This window comes from Anaerolineae bacterium, from assembly GCA_013178015.1.
Classification (GTDB): domain Bacteria; phylum Chloroflexota; class Anaerolineae; order DRVO01; family DRVO01; genus Ch71.
Genome location: JABLXR010000023.1, coordinates 1 through 14,472 on the forward strand (window position 1 = coordinate 1; position 14,472 = coordinate 14,472).

Genomic DNA, 14,472 nt, shown 5'->3' on the forward strand with positions numbered 1-14,472 from the left:
GGTTCCAACCCCAACGATCCGACTGAGGATACTGAAACTGAGCTGGACGTACAGTGGCGATCCGTCGGCCAGCGAGTTCCAACCCCAACGATCCGACTGAGGATACTGAAACGGGCTGGGTGCAGAAGGCAGGCGACCAAGTCAGCGTCCTCTAGTTCCAACCCCAACGATCCGACTGAGGATACTGAAACAGCGGGGCACGATGGGACTCGTGGTCGCGCCGACATGTTCCAACCTCAACGATCCGACTGAGGATACTGAAACCGTCGATCCAGGCCCAGTCGAGGTTCGGCCCGCGCAGTTCCAACCCCAACGATCCGACTGAGGATACTGAAACTGCCAGTACTGGTAGTCCCAGGGAGCCGGGTTAAAGTTCCAACCCCAACGATCCGACTGAGGATACTGAAACCCGAACTGCTCGGGCGTGAGCTCGAGCGCTTCCCAAGTTCCAACCCCAACGATCCGACTGAGGATACTGAAACGAAGCTGAGGGATTCTGCTGGCCTATGATTCCGTTGTTCCAACCCCAACGATCCGACTGAGGATACTGAAACATAGGTACCCACTCCGTCGGGACGCACCAATGCTGTTCCAACCCCAACGATCCGACTGAGGATACTGAAACTCCGATGAATAATACACATTGCTCCACCAGACTACGGTTCCAACCCCAACGATCCCACTGAGGATACTGAAACTGGCGCGGATAGAGGAGGCCGCCTCCGCAGGCCCCGGTTCCAACCCCAACGATCCGACTGAGGATACTGAAACGCTTCCCCAGGGCCACCACCGCCAGAGGCCGAGCCGCCGTTCCAACCCCAACGATCCGACTGAGGATACTGAAACCCCACCACGCTGACGAACTCCGGCACCACCACCACGTTCCAACCCCAACGATCCGACTGAGGATACTGAAACTGCTGGACAAGTCCACCAGCGGGGGCGGGGTGGAGTTCCAACCCCAACGATCCGACTGAGGATACTGAAACGGCATCGCATCGGCCGCCTGGCAGCGCTCCGCTCGGTTCCAACCCCAACGATCCGACTGAGGATACTGAAACAGTTTGACGCTAGTACAGCCGACCAAGCGGGCCCATGGGTTCCAACCCCAACGATCCGACTGAGGATACCGAAACACGCACACACACACAGGAGGCAAACATGGCCCGCGAGTTCCAACCCCAACGATCCGACTGAGGATACTGAAACGGCCAGGCCACTCCGGAGAATCTCCTCCAGGCCCTACGGTTCCAACCCCAACGATCCGACTGAGGATACTGAAACCGCCCGTAGTGGGGCGGGGGATGGGGCGTGCTACGTTCCAACCCCAACGATCCGACTGAGGATACTGAAACACTGGTGAAGGCGGGGAGTGCTCTGGCCACCAAGATGGTTCCAACCCCAACGATCCGACTGAGGATACTGAAACTGCTGGAGGCCTTGGGCCTGTCCGACGTGCGCCTGAGTTCCAACCCCAACGATCCGACTGAGGATACTGAAACGCTGAGGCTCCTATCGTAGTAGTCGTAGACCTCCCGGTTCCAACCCCAACGATCCGACTGAGGATACTGAAACGGCATAGCTGCCCCCGCTTACCTCGGTGCCCCCACGTTCCAACCCCAACGATCCGACTGAGGATACTGAAACGTTGGACTGGCACTCTGGGACCAGTGGAGCCGCAAGGTTCCAACCCCAACGATCCGACTGAGGATACTGAAGCCCACCCCACCCCGAGGGCATCCTCCATTCCGATGCTGCCGCCCACGCAGGACCCCCACTACACGCTCGCTCGAGCCGCTGGCCCCTACCCCTGAGTGTTCCCGTCCACGCCCACAGCGTAGGCGTGCACGCTAACCCCCTTCGAGCAAGGTCTTACCCTCCAGCCGAGCGCCCTCTAGGGTGCAGGTGGCATCGTCCGGTACGAACAGGCTATCCGCCATGATCCCAGCCAGAGACGCAGCTCACACGTACTCGTCTGCCAGAGCGCACCGCCTGGTTCGGAGCACTGCCTGAGACCAGACGGCTGGGAGCCAGATCACCTACCCATCTGGCTTTCCATCGCACTGGTTCAGATCACCGTGGGAGCGGCAGCGAGGACGGACTCACCCTGCAACCAATGCAGCTAATATATGACCCAAAGGCGCTGGTACCACAGCTCTGCTCGGGCAGCGACGAGCGCCTCGGGCTCCCCGCGCCCCTACGCCAGTGATGTCTCCTGGACGTTCCGCAACAGCAGGTACGCCATGACGATACCGGTGCCGGCGATGAGGGGGAAGACCACCACCTCGGCCGCCGCCATGGGAACACCGGCGACGGCCTGGCCCACGATCATAGCCACCAGCGCCAGGCCCATGGTCACGAACTTGATCAGCGCCACCGACGTCAGAAGGTACCCCAACGGCCGACGTCGCAGGAGCAACACTCCGGCCAGGAAGGCCAGCGGCACTACCAGCCCCAGATCGAGCACCTGGATGAAGAGGGTGGTATTGGTGGCTAGGCCGATGGGCGGCTCGCCGGCCAGCTGCGCGGGCACGATCCGTCCCAGCCAGGCCAGCGACAGGAACCCGCCCACAACAAACAGGAAAGCGGCGATGGCGCGCCGGGGCAGGCCCTCTCGGAAGTGAGCCGCAAGCGAGCGGAGGTCCACCGATAGCATGGCCACAGTGAAGGCGAATACGCTGAGCGAGAAAAGGGCCACGTAGACTAGGAAGAGCTCGTTGAAGGCGGCGCCGAAGGCCATGCTGGTGTAGGTGTAGAGGAAGTAGGCCAGCGTTCCGGTAAGGAGCAGCAACCCTCGCCACGAGCCCCGCCGATACAGCCACAGGGAGACCAGGAGCAGCGGTACCCCAATCGCCAGAGTCACCGCGTCCTGCGGCATCACCTGAGCCGCCATGAGCACAGGCTCGTAGCGGTAGAGGCCGCGCCCGTAGATCTCGACCGTCTCTCCCCGGAGGGTAGTGAACTGGTAGCGCGATCCTTCGCCCCGGTACAGGAGGCCCGTCCCGGCAGCCAGCAGCGCCAGGAGGACGATCAGGATGGTCAGTGCGCTGAGAGTGCTGGATTGCCGCATGGCGGTCACAGCTGGTCCGGGAAAAGCTGTTCGGCCCAGGCCCGGATGCCCTGCCAGTCCCGCCGGTCACCCTCCGGGATGCCAGCAAGCTTGAGGGCAAGGTGCCCGGGCAGGGGAAGGGGACCCAGTTTGCCGGCGAAGTACGCCTCCTGGCCGGGAGTCACCAGGGCCCGTACCGGTTCGAGGTAGGCAGCGCGTCTGGATCGGCTGGTGCCAGTGTCGTCCAGGTTGAGCAGATGGGTGCAGAAGACGGCCAGGGGCTTCTGGGACAGGGCAGCCCTATGTTCCTGCACGTACTCGATGGCTCTCGGCAGCCAGCGGCCGCCCTGCACCGCGCTCCCCAGGACTACGGCATCGTAGAGCGACGGATCGCCCGCCTCTTCGATGGGCAACACGTCCGTGGCCAAACCCCGGTAGCAGAGCCGCTCCCCTATGGCCTCGGCCACCTCGCCAGTGGAACCGTACATGCTCCCGTAGGCCACCAGGACCCTCTTCGCGTCCTCAGCCCCTTCGCAGCTGGAGTAGACTGGCGCCACCGCGGGCACGCGAGTCCCGAGGACAACCACCCCGGCGCACCCCAGCGTGCTCACTCCGAGCGCCCCGGCCATCAACAGCAAGGCCCGCCGCCGGCTGCTGTCTAGCTCCGCCACATTGAACTCCCCTAGTGACTGTGCGAACGTGCCCGGCACAGTGGCCATGGACACGTGTATGGTGCCGACTGGCCCATTGTAGGTCGCCCCGGCCTCCTGGACAAAGATACACCGCCCTGGTCATAGTAGGAGACGTGGCGACATACAAGGCGTCCCGACACAATGGGCACGATTGCGGCCACAGGAAGAAGCTGCATAGCACCAGAGTCACGGGCAAGGGCCGGATCACCATCCCGGCGCGGGTGTGGAGGCCCCTCGGCCTCAAGGCCGGCGACCGAGTCACCTTCGTGGTCCAGGAAGGCCGGGCTTCCCTGGTGCCGCTACCACCTCGCTTATGGAACTCAGTGGCTCCCTGCCCGCCACGCGGCCCTTCCCCAGGGGGGCGTACGACGAGATGAGAACAGAGACGGCTCGGGCTCTCGGGCGGGACGTGAAGTCAGCGGATCGGTGAGGGAAGCTTACGGTGACGCGAATGTCATCGTCTGCTTCCTCAGCGATCAGCTCTCCAGTCTGGCGGAGGAGTCGGCGCGGTTGTTCCGAGAGGTGGCAGGCGGTCGGCTGCGAGTGCGCGTCTGCACCATCACTCCAGCTGAGGTGGTCTCGGTGATGGCCTCTTACTTCCGGCGGTCACTCCCAGAGGTAGCGGAGGTGGTTGCCGAGCCGATCATCCAGGACGGCATAGAGGCCGAAGAGCAGGAGGTGCTGCTGGTGGCACTGGCCCTATGCCGCGAACACGACCTTGACGTCGCTCATGCCCTGTTAGCTGCCAAGATGCCGGCTGGAAGCTGCCGAGCCATCCACAGCTTCGATCGTCACTTCGATCGGTTCGCCGGCGTTGAGCGCCTTTGGCCGGGCGCCAGCAACCTCTGACTGTCGCTGCAGCCTCCTCCTACAGGAGCAGCAGCTCTAGGCCTCCCTTGTCAGCCGGGTTCCGCGGCGCCATACTGCCGCCGGTACGGGCCGGCCCCGCGCCGGCTCTTCGCCTAGGGGAGGGGGACCATGGCCGAGCCCAGGATCACCGGCATCGAAGTCCACGAGTACGAGTACGCCTTACGCGACATCGGGCTCGACCAGAGCGGCTTCAACCTGGTCTACGTGCCCGGGAGCTCCTTCGCCCGCAAGGGCTACATCATCCGCATCCTCACCGACTCGGGCCTGGTGGGCGAGTACGCCGGGGGCCAGGCCGCCGAGTACTCCACTCTGCCCACCCTCGCCCCCTACCTCCTAGGTAAGAACGCCCTGGAGCGGGAGCGCATCTACACCGACGTCAAGCGCGCCCTGCGCCAGGTGGCCCGCATCGGCATTGCCCCCATTGACAACGCCCTATGGGACCTGGCCGGCCGGTACTTCGGCGTGCCCATCTACCGCCTGCTGGGCGGCTACAAGGACCGCTTGCCCTGCTACGCCTCCACCTACCACGGCGACGCCAACGGCGGCCTTTCCAGCCCGGAGGCCTACGCCGATTTCGCCGTGCAGTGCGGCGACATGGGCTACCCTGCCTTCAAGATCCACGGTTGGTACGGCGTTCCCATCGGCCAAGAGGTGGCCACGGTCAAGGCCGTGCGCCGGGCCGTAGGCGACGGCATGGACCTGATGCTGGATCCGGCCTGCGAGTACATCACCTTCGGGGACGCGCTCAAGGCGGGTTGGGCCTGCGACGATGCCCGCTTCTTCTGGCTGGAGGACCCCTACCGCGATGGAGGCATCTCCCAGTTCGGCCACCGCAAGCTGCGCCAGCTGATCCGGACGCCGCTCCTGATGACCGAGCATGTACGCTCCTTGGAGCCCCACATAGACTTCGCCCTGGCGGACGCCACCGACTTCGTCCGGGGTGACCCGGGCTATGACGGCATCACCGGCACCATGAAGATCGCCCACGCCGCCGAGGCCCTGGGGCTGGACATCGAGCTGCACGGCTTCGGCCCGGTCCAGCGCCAGTGCATGGCCGCCATCCGCAACACCAACTACTACGAGATGGGCCTGCTCCACCCCAAAGCCCAGGACCTGGGCGACATCCCCTTGTATCGGGACGGCTACCGCGATGCGCTGGACGCGGTGGATGGGGAGGGGTGTGTCCCGGTGCCCCAGGGGCCGGGGATGGGGGTGGGGATCAACTGGGAGTGGGTGGAGAAGCACCAAACGGGGAAGGTCGAGTACCGGTAGACCTGATCCCCCTTCCCTGAGAAGTGAGGAAGGAGAGTCGGACCTCCCTCTCCCGTGTGTGAGAGGGCGGCTCTCAGGACCCCAGGAGCGAAACCATGAACACCGTACGTTGGGCCATCGCCGGGTGCAGCGACATCGTGGAACGAAGAGTGGGAGACGCCATGCGCTCCCAGCCCAACAGCGAGATCATCGCCTTCCACTCCCGCAGCCTGGACCGGGCCCGCGCCTTCGCCGAGCGTTACGGGGCCCGCACCTACTACGACGACCTGGACCGCCTCCTAGCCGACGACTGCATTGACGTCGTCTACGTCGCCACCGAGGTGGACCGCCACGCCGACCAGGCCATCGCCGCCGCCCGGGCCGGCAAGCACGTGCTGGTGGAGAAGCCCATGGCCCTGGACGTGGACCAGTGCCGGCGCATGATCCAGGCGGCGCAGGAAAACGGAGTCCACCTGGAGGTGGCCTACTACGCCCGCTTCCTGCCCAAGTCCATCGCCATGCGCGAGATCATCGCCCAGGGACGGCTAGGGCGGGTAGTGCGGGCTGTCATCCGGGTGGTCGGCTACTATGACCCCGACCCGACCGATCCCAAGCGCTGGAGGGTGACAGGCCGAGGCGGGGGGAACATGCTGGCCGACGTGGGCAGTCACCGGCTGGACCTGTTGGCCTACCTCATGGCCGGCCGCCCGGTGGCGGTGTGCGGCTTCGCCGATCGCCTCAGCATGACCTACGAGGCGGCCGACACCGAGACCGCCCTGGTCCGGTTCGACAACGGCGCCCACGTCACCGTCCTGGCCAACGCCAATGTTCCCCATCCGGGCCGGTTCAGCAGCGTCGAGATCTACGGCACCGAGGGCTCCTTGCTCACCGACCCCTGGTCTGACGAGCCGGTGGCGGTGGCGGGGAGCGACATGGAGCCCTTGGTCGTGGAGCAGCCGGCTAACGTCCATTTCCCCCTGATAGACGACTTCGCCCGCGCCATCGCCCAGGGCCGGGCACCCCGCTTCACCGGGGTCGACGGCATGTGGGCTACGGCCGTCATCGCGGGCACGTATGAGTCGCAGCGGACAGGACGGGTAGTGAAGATCGAGGAGTAGCCGCGGAGACACAGAGCAGGGGATGGTTGACAGGTCAGGGCCGTGGGAGTGCGGCCTTGGCGCCCGGTGTAGGGGGCGGACGGCGGAACCCGACGATGAGCACTGACGTGTCTATTGCGCACACTGACGTGCCCATTGCTGAGGGCCCGTGGTCGAGGTGTGAGTGTATCCGGGCGTGAGAGGGGTTACGCGTCGAGTGCGCGCCAGTGCGGATAGGGCCGGCACCTGAGCGAGTCACACAGAGATGCGCATTCATGACGACGCGCCCTGGGACATGCTATGCTGACCCTGCATCGTATCCGCCCTCGTGGGCCATGTGGTGGTCCGGAGTGCGGGAGAGGTCCTTGAGTTGGAGGTGACGGTGGCACTCGCTGCTCCTTCTGCTCCGGTAGATTCGGGGAGTATGCCGGGGGCGGCCCCAGCGCCTCCCCACCGCTATGGCTGTGACGCCCTCGAAACCACTCTCTATGTGACCAACCTGGCCTCCATGGCGACGGCCTATGTCGCTCTGGTTGTAGTCATGACCCTGAACTACCGGGAGGCGAGGTGGGATCTCGTCATCGGGCCGGCGTTCCTTGGCCTGTCGTCCCTAGTTCTCCTGATGTGCCGGGGGCATTACCGGGTGCGCGGCATCGCCCTTATGGCGGCCATGCTGTTCTCGGTGTTCCTCGCAGATCGCTCCTCCACTCTCCCGCAGATCCAGGTGCTTTACTCGTCTGTGGTGCTACTGACCGGGCTGCTGCTGGGCGCGATTCCCGCTACGGCGGCCGCCGCTGCCGCTAGCCTCGCCACGGTCGGGGCAGGGAGTGTGTCCGCCGACTACCTGCCCTGGAATCTGGGGCTTCTCTGGCTGAGCTGCGCCACAGTCTGGGTGGCCATGGGCAGCATCCTGTCCGTCGTCAGGCACTCCGAAGAGAGCGAGGCCCGGGCCTGGCAGTTCGCTCGCCAGGCCGGCGAACGGAGGGGCGAGCTGGCCGCAGCTAGGAAGGCCCTGGCCGATGTCTACGAAGCCCTGCAGCGCACCAACCACGAGCTGGCCGTAGCCCGAGAGGAGGCCGAAGAGGCCCGCCAGATCAAGGCCCAGTTCGCGGCCAACATCAGCCACGAGTTGCGCACCCCCCTCAACCTGATCATCGGCTTCAGCGAGATGATGCATCGTTCGCCGGAGACATACGCTGGCGTACGGTGGACCCCGGCCCTCCGCGCCGACATCTACGAGATCTACCAGGCCAGTCGTCACCTGTCCGGGATGATAGACGACATCCTCGACCTCTCCCGCATCGAGTCCCAGCGGCTTCCTCTTCGCCTCGAGCCCACCGACATGTCCGAGATCATCAACGAGATGGTCGCCACCGCGCGCGGCCTGCTGCGCGGCAAGGACGTATCCCTGGAGGTGCACCTGGACTCGGAGCTTCCCCCGGTAGTGGTGGATCGGACGCGCATCGGGCAGGTTCTGCTCAACTTACTCAATAACGCCGTCCGCTTCACCGACCGCGGCACAATCGCAGTGAATGCTTCCGTCCTAGAGGGGGAGATCGTGGTCGCGGTCTCGGACACGGGCGTGGGCATCGCGCCGGAGGACATGGCGACCATCTTCGAGGAGTTCGGCCAGGCCAAGGGTAGCATCACGGGGGGACGAGGCGGGGCCGGGCTGGGTCTGGCCATCTGCAAGCAGTTCGTACATCTGCACGGTGGCCGGATCGAGGCTGAGAGCACGGTAGGTGTGGGCAGCACCTTCCGTTTCCGCCTGCCCCTGCCGGAGTCAGGGCGGGCGCGCTCGCGTCTGTCCTACTACGCACCCGAGGGATGGTCGCCTCCGGTGCCCGAGAACCCCCTGGGCAGCGCCGTCCTGGTGCTGGGGCGGCAGTCGCAGGCTGCTGCCTCTTTGGCCCGCGCCATCCAGGGCTACCGCGCCGTTCCCGTGGACGACCTCGACGAGCTTCCGGCGCGAGTCGAGGCCGATCACCCAGCCGGCCTGGTGCTGGTGAGCGATCCGCATGCACCCGACGCCTTCGAGGCTGAGGCACTCCTGTGTGCTGCCGGGCGGGCCGACATTCCCCTTATCAGGTGCCGGATACCCACCGAGCCCCCGGAAGCGCTGGTAGGCCGAAAGCTAGGGGTGGCCGGTTACCTGGTGAAGCCTGTTCATCGGGAGTCGCTGCTTGCCGCAGTGAGGGCTGCCACCCTCTGGCCGAAGCGGGTCCTGGTGGTAGACGATGACCCGGGCTTCGTGAACTTGGTACGCCGTATGCTGGAAGCCGAGTTCCGGGGGGTGCAGTTCCGCACGGCCTACTGCGCCGAGGAGGCTCTCGCCGTCCTGGCAGAGGAGAGGCCTGACCTGGTCCTGGTGGACCTCATCATGCCGGATCGTAGCGGCACCGAGGTAGTGGAAGCCGTGCGCCGGGACCCGCGTCTGGCCGAAGTGCCGGTGATCGTGACTACCGGCTCCAACTACGCTGACACCGTCGTCTCTGGCGGTCTGGGCGAGATCTCGCTGGTGAGAGGCGGCAGTCCCAGCTATGAGGAGTGGGGCCGCTACGTCAGCGCTCTGTTGGGGGCTGCGCCGCCCGACTACTCCCGCCCAGCACCTCGTGCAGGGCTCCCAGCAGTTGCCGCTGAGAGACTGGCTTCCTGAGGTAGGCCTGGGCGCCCAGTATGTGGGCCAGCTCGGGCTCGTTCAGGATAGAGCAGACAACGATAGGCACATCGGCCAGGGCGGCGTCTCTGCGCAGGCGCTGAAGGAGCTGCCAGCCATCGGTGTCGCGCATCATTACGTCCAGCACGATGGCGTCCGGAGGGTCGCCCTCGAGGGCCCGCAACGCCTGCGAGGCGTCCAGGGCCCCGGTCACTCCGAAGCCTTCGCCGGTCAGATACCGCTCGAACAGCCGGAGGAGGCGCTCGTTGTCGTCAATGAGCAGTATGCGGCGGGTCTGCTCTTCGCGGAAGGCCAGGCGTACCTCCACCAACCGGCCTTCTTCCAGGACCGTGTCCAGCTGCCCGCCCTGGGCCTGCATCAGCTCCTCCGCCGCAACCAGCCGCTCTCGCCGTTCCCGCGCCTCGACCGAATCGTCCTCAAGCAGAGGAGGCTCGAAGGCGATGACGAATGCTGCCGCCCGCTCTCCTTCTCCCCAGCTTAGCTCTATCCGCCGGGGCCGGCTGAGGAAGGAGGCGCTCAAGGCGGCGAGCAGGGCCTGTCGTGCCAGGGTGGGGTCGGCCCAGGCCCGTCGAGGCTGTCGGGGCGGCCTGACCTCCAGCCCGGCCTGCATCTCTCGCGCCAGCGCCTGAGCCGGCCCCAGCACCGCCTCCACGACGGTGGCCAGATCCAGTCGGGCCGGGAACACCCCCAGTTGTTGCACCTCTCGCTGAAGGCTGTCCACCGCGCCCTGAGAGTAAGGGGCCACTGGAGAGCTTAGCTCCGATTGCCAGCGGCGCCACAGGATCTCTGCCATGGCCAGCAGCCCCTTCTGGTGCTCGCGATGGTACTGCCGGACGCTAACGTGCAGCTCTTCTATCACCTCGGCGATGGAGAAGCCATTGACGTATCGGCGGAGGAGGACGCCGTAGGGCCGCCACTCCTTGTCGTTGGGGGATACGGTAGGAGCGGGCTTGAGTTGCTCCAGGGTGTCGAGCAGCAGGTTACGGAGGGCCCTGGCGCTATCGTTGAAGGGATCGGGCGAAAGAGCGGCGAGGCGGGCCAGGGGATGGCGCTGAAGGTGGGCGTGATCGTAGAGGTGCATCAGGGCGTTGCGCACCTGGGCCACGAAGTCGTCGGGGAGGCCCTCGGTCGCCAGAGGTCCGATGTCGGTTGTCGTCTCATCTGACATCGTCCGATCCCCATCGGCAGATTGTTGGCAGAAAGTGGGCAGAAAATGGGTTGCGACTCGAGCCCTGTATCGGTCAGTATGATTGTACCACACTGCTGGCACGCCGGTTGCGCGTCGCCTGCCTGCCCAAGGATTGTGACATGTCGGTAGATGCGACTAGCTTCGCGCGACCGAGCCGCCATCGGTACTCACCAGCGGCGCGGCGCGAGGCAGTTCAGGGCGTGCTCTGCGTACTGCCATGGGTGCTAGGCTTCCTGGCATTCACGGCGGGGCCGATGCTCGCCTCCGTCTGGCTCTCTCTTACCGACTACGAGCTTCTCAGACCCATCGCCTACATCGGCTTGGAGAACTTCGGGAGAGCCTCTCGCGATCCCCTCTTCTCGAAGAGCCTGTGGAATACCGCCTACTACACAGCTGTCTACGTGCCGCTTCACTTGCTGACAGCGCTGCTCGCGGCTCTACTGCTGAACGTGCGAACGCCAGGCATCGGCGTGTACCGGGTTATCTTCTACGTTCCCTCGATAATGCCAGCGGTCGCTAACGCCTTCTTGTGGATGTGGATCTTCAGTCCTAACTACGGTCTGGCCAATGCCGTGCTGCACACACTCGGCCTCCCGCAGCAGAAGTGGCTGTTCGACGAAGCTCTCGCTAAGCCTTGCTTCGTCATTATGGCCCTGTGGGGGCTAGGCAGCACCATGATCGTCTTCCTGGCTGGATTGCAGGGAGTAGACCCGGTCCTGTATGAGGCGTCCTCGATTGACGGAGCGACTCGATGGACTAGGCTCCGCAGCATCACGCTGCCGATGTTGACTCCGGTCGTCTTCTTCAATCTGATCGTCGGCATCATCGGCTCGTTTCAGGTATTCACTACGGCCTATATCACGACCGAAGGCGGGCCCAACAACGCCACGCTCTTCTACGTGCTCTACATCTACCGCCAAGGCTGGGACTTCGGCAAGATGGGTTACGCTTCCGCTCTGGCCTGGGTCCTATTCCTCCTAGTGCTAGTGCTTACCATAGTCCAGTTCTGGACAGCTGGCAGGTGGGTCTACTACGAGGATGAGGGCAAGGCATGAATACGGCGAAGCATCTGAGCGGCATTGCCACCGGCCTCTCTGGGCCGCAGCAGCTGGCACGTCGGAGACCGGCCAGGGCCTCCTGGGTACGGCAGACCGGCCCGCACGCTCTGTTGCAGCTGCTGCTGATCCTGATGAGCGGCATCATGCTCATTCCGTTCTTCTGGCTGCTGAGCACATCACTGAAGGTGCGTGGAACCGAGTATGTCTTCCCGCCGGTCTGGATACCCAGGCCAGCCGTCTGGAGCAACTACTACACCGCCATATTCCGGTCGGGTCTGCCCTTCACTCGTTTCCTTCTCAACACGGTCATCATCACTGTGGCCAACATGGTGGCAGTTCTTTTCGCGGCGTCGCTTGCCGGTTTCGGCTTCGCCCGAATGCGCTTCCCCGGCCGCGAGAAGCTGTTTATGCTGGTGCTGTCTACACTGATGCTCCCAGAAGTGGTCACCATGATACCTTCGTATCTTCTGTTCCGCTCGCTTGGTTGGATAGACACCTTCCTGCCGCTGATCGTGCCTACCATCCTTGGCGGCGGTGCTTTCAACGTGTTCCTTTTCCGTCAGTTCTTCCGCAGTATACCGCATGAGCTTGATGAAGCCGCTCGCATAGATGGGGCCGGGGTTCTGCACACCTACCTCAAGGTGATCATGCCCCTATCGAAGCCGGTGGTCACCACTGCGATGATCTTCACGTTCCTGGGCAACTGGAACTCCTTTATGGCGCCGCTGATCTATCTCAACTCGATCGAAAAGATGACGCTGGCAGTAGGCTTGAGAGCGTTCCAGGGGCTGCGGGGGACGGAATGGAACCTGATGATGGCGGCAGCAGCAGTGATGATGGTGCCTGTGTTTGTCGTGTTCTTCGCTGCTCAGCGCTACTTCATTCAGGGCATCGTCACCACTGGCTTTGGCGGCAGATAGAGGTTGCGGGCCGCGCGGGGCGAAACCCCGCCCGAGGATATCACAGAGGAGGTTGAGCATGGCCGTTCAAGGTGTGACCCGACGGAGGTTTCTTAAGACAGGCGCCATGCTGGTTGGAGCCAGTGTTCTCGGTGCGTGCAGCGCAATCCCCACACAGCAGCCCATCGACCAGGGGCCGGCTGTGGCAGCGACAGCCGCCCCCGAACGGGAGAAAGCGTCCGAAGGACCGCTCTTCCTGATATACGCGTCGCAGTACTCGGGACCGCCCCTCAACGCTGGTGACATCGAGTTGGTGAATCTGTTTGAGGAGGCCAACCCGGACATCAGGATCAAGCTGGCCGTGTGGCCAGGTCAGGACTTCCACGACAAGCTGCGGCTGTTGGCCACGGCCGGTGATCTGCCGGACGCTTTCAACATCGAGACCAAGCAGTATCTTGACATGGTCTACCGAGACATGATCCTGGACATCACCGAGCTCTTTAGCGCGAACTCGGGCCTAACCGAAGATGACTACTGGGCGGGCGAGTGGGAAAAGCAGTGGTTCAGAGGCAAGATGTACCTCCTGTCCCTAGACACGCAGCCCGCCGTCATCTTCTACAACAAAGACCTGTTCGATGCTAAGGGCATTCCCTATCCTCCCCGAGACTGGACGGACACGGAGTGGACCTATGAGAAGATGATCGAGACGGCCGGCGCTCTGACTGAGGGCGAGGGACCGAGCAGGGTGTGGGGCCTCGCCTGGACGCGCTTCTGGCCCTACATCTACCCCATCGCCTGGTCGCTCGGCGGCAGCATCGTGTCCGATGACAGAGCCAAGTCCACGCTAACCATGCCTGAGACCATAGCCGCACACCAGATGCGGGCTGATCTCGAACTCAAGTACCGCATCACGCCCACGCCTGACCAGGCGAGCGAGGGTACGGATCTGATGTTCAACACCAACCGCATTGCCATGGTGGCTACCTCGTCAAGTGGCGCCTGGTACTACAAGGACGTCCCTGACCTTCACTGGGACATCGGCGTCATGCCTGGGGGTCCCGCCGGCCGCTTCACCCGGTGCCCGCAAGACGGCGTCGCTGTTGGCTCCCAGACCAAGCATCCGACGGAGGCGTTCGAGGTTGCCATGTTCATGGCCGGACCGGAAGGTCAGAGGATCATGGACAACCAGTTGGGCCTCGGGTTGCCCACGCTCAAGTCAGTGGCCGAAGACGATAGCTTCATCCATCCGCAGGTCGCCGGTCTCGAGCACCTCGACCAGACCCTGGTAGTGGACATCTGTCGGGGCAAGTACTACAGGCATCAGGATGTGACTATCAAGTGGCCCGAGATGACTAGCCTGCTGTCGGCTGAGCAGGACGCGCTCCTGAGTGGCCACATAACCGCGGAGGAGTACTGCACCAAGATGGATCCGCTCCTCACTGAGCTGCTCCAGTCCATCCCCGAGGAGTGGCGCAGTTGGGTGGGCGACTAGGCAGATCTGCCGGCAGCATCGAAGGCATCCGGACGCCGGGGGCACGTGCGCCGGCAGTGCCTTCGGCTCCACCTGATCGCGTGACTGCATGGGGCGGACGTCGTGTTCGCCTCGCGGGGAGTGCCGCGCCGCTTCACCCGCGACTTCGGAGAAGCATACTGGCGCGGTCCTGGTCCTGGGACGGCGGCCAAGCCGCGA

Annotated in this window: 11 protein-coding genes and 1 CRISPR repeat array; of the genes, 8 read left to right on the plus strand and 3 right to left on the minus strand. The window is 64.2% G+C overall.

Annotation, left to right across the window (positions count from 1 at the left end; all coding sequences use genetic code 11):
- Position 1: 1 nt before the first annotated feature.
- A CRISPR array of direct repeats spans positions 2 to 1,720; the repeat unit is 37 nt; unit sequence GTTCCAACCCCAACGATCCGACTGAGGATACTGAAAC.
- A 477-nt stretch (positions 1,721 to 2,197) separates the two neighbouring features.
- Positions 2,198 to 3,070, minus strand: a complete 873-nt coding sequence (locus HPY83_10145) for a hypothetical protein (protein NPV08304.1) — start codon at positions 3,068 to 3,070, stop codon at positions 2,198 to 2,200.
- 5 nt (positions 3,071 to 3,075) lie between these two features.
- The gene (locus HPY83_10150; GenBank protein ID NPV08305.1) at positions 3,076 to 3,720 is read right to left on the minus strand and encodes a flavodoxin; all 645 of its coding nucleotides are present in this window, start codon (positions 3,718 to 3,720) and stop codon (positions 3,076 to 3,078) included.
- Positions 3,721 to 3,854: 134 nt separating this feature from the next.
- Between HPY83_10150 and HPY83_10155 the strand changes: the two genes are divergently transcribed.
- The 5 genes from HPY83_10155 to HPY83_10175 all read left to right on the plus strand — a co-directional run bounded on the left by HPY83_10155 (position 3,855) and on the right by HPY83_10175 (position 9,615).
- Entirely contained in the window at positions 3,855 to 4,118 is a 264-nt protein-coding gene (locus HPY83_10155) for an AbrB/MazE/SpoVT family DNA-binding domain-containing protein (protein NPV08306.1), read from the plus strand.
- 49 nt (positions 4,119 to 4,167) lie between these two features.
- Complete coding sequence (locus HPY83_10160) at positions 4,168 to 4,590, plus strand: type II toxin-antitoxin system VapC family toxin (GenBank protein NPV08307.1); 423 nt, start codon at positions 4,168 to 4,170, stop codon at positions 4,588 to 4,590.
- 129 nt (positions 4,591 to 4,719) lie between these two features.
- Complete coding sequence (locus HPY83_10165) at positions 4,720 to 5,883, plus strand: mandelate racemase (GenBank protein ID NPV08308.1); 1,164 nt, start codon at positions 4,720 to 4,722, stop codon at positions 5,881 to 5,883.
- A gap of 95 nt (positions 5,884 to 5,978) precedes the next feature.
- On the plus strand, positions 5,979 to 6,980 hold the full coding sequence (locus tag HPY83_10170) for a Gfo/Idh/MocA family oxidoreductase (GenBank protein ID NPV08309.1): 1,002 nt from the start codon (positions 5,979 to 5,981) through the stop codon (positions 6,978 to 6,980).
- Between the two features lie 361 nt (positions 6,981 to 7,341).
- A complete protein-coding gene (locus HPY83_10175) occupies positions 7,342 to 9,615 on the plus strand; it encodes a response regulator (GenBank protein ID NPV08310.1) in 2,274 nt (757 codons plus the stop codon).
- On the opposite strand, the gene HPY83_10180 is transcribed toward HPY83_10175, so the two are convergent.
- Positions 9,521 to 10,804, minus strand: a complete 1,284-nt coding sequence (locus HPY83_10180) for a response regulator (protein ID NPV08311.1) — start codon at positions 10,802 to 10,804, stop codon at positions 9,521 to 9,523. The two genes, HPY83_10175 and HPY83_10180, sit on opposite strands and share 95 nt — an antisense overlap.
- Before the next feature lie 140 nt (positions 10,805 to 10,944).
- Here HPY83_10180 and HPY83_10185 point away from each other — a divergent pair, with 140 nt between their 5' ends.
- The 3 genes from HPY83_10185 (at position 10,945) to HPY83_10195 (ending at position 14,274) form a co-directional block, all read left to right on the plus strand.
- Entirely contained in the window at positions 10,945 to 11,880 is a 936-nt protein-coding gene (locus tag HPY83_10185) for a sugar ABC transporter permease (protein ID NPV08312.1), read from the plus strand.
- A gap of 146 nt (positions 11,881 to 12,026) precedes the next feature.
- Positions 12,027 to 12,803, plus strand: a complete 777-nt coding sequence (locus tag HPY83_10190) for a carbohydrate ABC transporter permease (GenBank protein ID NPV08313.1) — start codon at positions 12,027 to 12,029, stop codon at positions 12,801 to 12,803.
- A gap of 58 nt (positions 12,804 to 12,861) precedes the next feature.
- The gene (locus HPY83_10195) at positions 12,862 to 14,274 is read left to right on the plus strand and encodes an extracellular solute-binding protein (protein ID NPV08314.1); all 1,413 of its coding nucleotides are present in this window, start codon (positions 12,862 to 12,864) and stop codon (positions 14,272 to 14,274) included.
- Positions 14,275 to 14,472: the final 198 nt, after the last annotated feature.

Bases quoted from the DNA above. Each gene is read 5' to 3' on its own strand.
- HPY83_10145 (NPV08304.1), bottom strand. From the start codon at position 3,070: ATGCGGCAATCCAGCACTCTCAGCGCACTGACCATCCTGATCGTCCTC.
- HPY83_10190 (NPV08313.1), top strand. From the start codon at position 12,027: ATGCTCATTCCGTTCTTCTGGCTGCTGAGCACATCACTGAAGGTGCGT.
- HPY83_10195 (NPV08314.1), top strand. From the start codon at position 12,862: ATGGCCGTTCAAGGTGTGACCCGACGGAGGTTTCTTAAGACAGGCGCC.
- HPY83_10180 (NPV08311.1), bottom strand. From the start codon at position 10,804: ATGTCAGATGAGACGACAACCGACATCGGACCTCTGGCGACCGAGGGC.
- HPY83_10165 (NPV08308.1), top strand. From the start codon at position 4,720: ATGGCCGAGCCCAGGATCACCGGCATCGAAGTCCACGAGTACGAGTAC.
- HPY83_10185 (NPV08312.1), top strand. From the start codon at position 10,945: ATGTCGGTAGATGCGACTAGCTTCGCGCGACCGAGCCGCCATCGGTAC.
- HPY83_10170 (NPV08309.1), top strand. From the start codon at position 5,979: ATGAACACCGTACGTTGGGCCATCGCCGGGTGCAGCGACATCGTGGAA.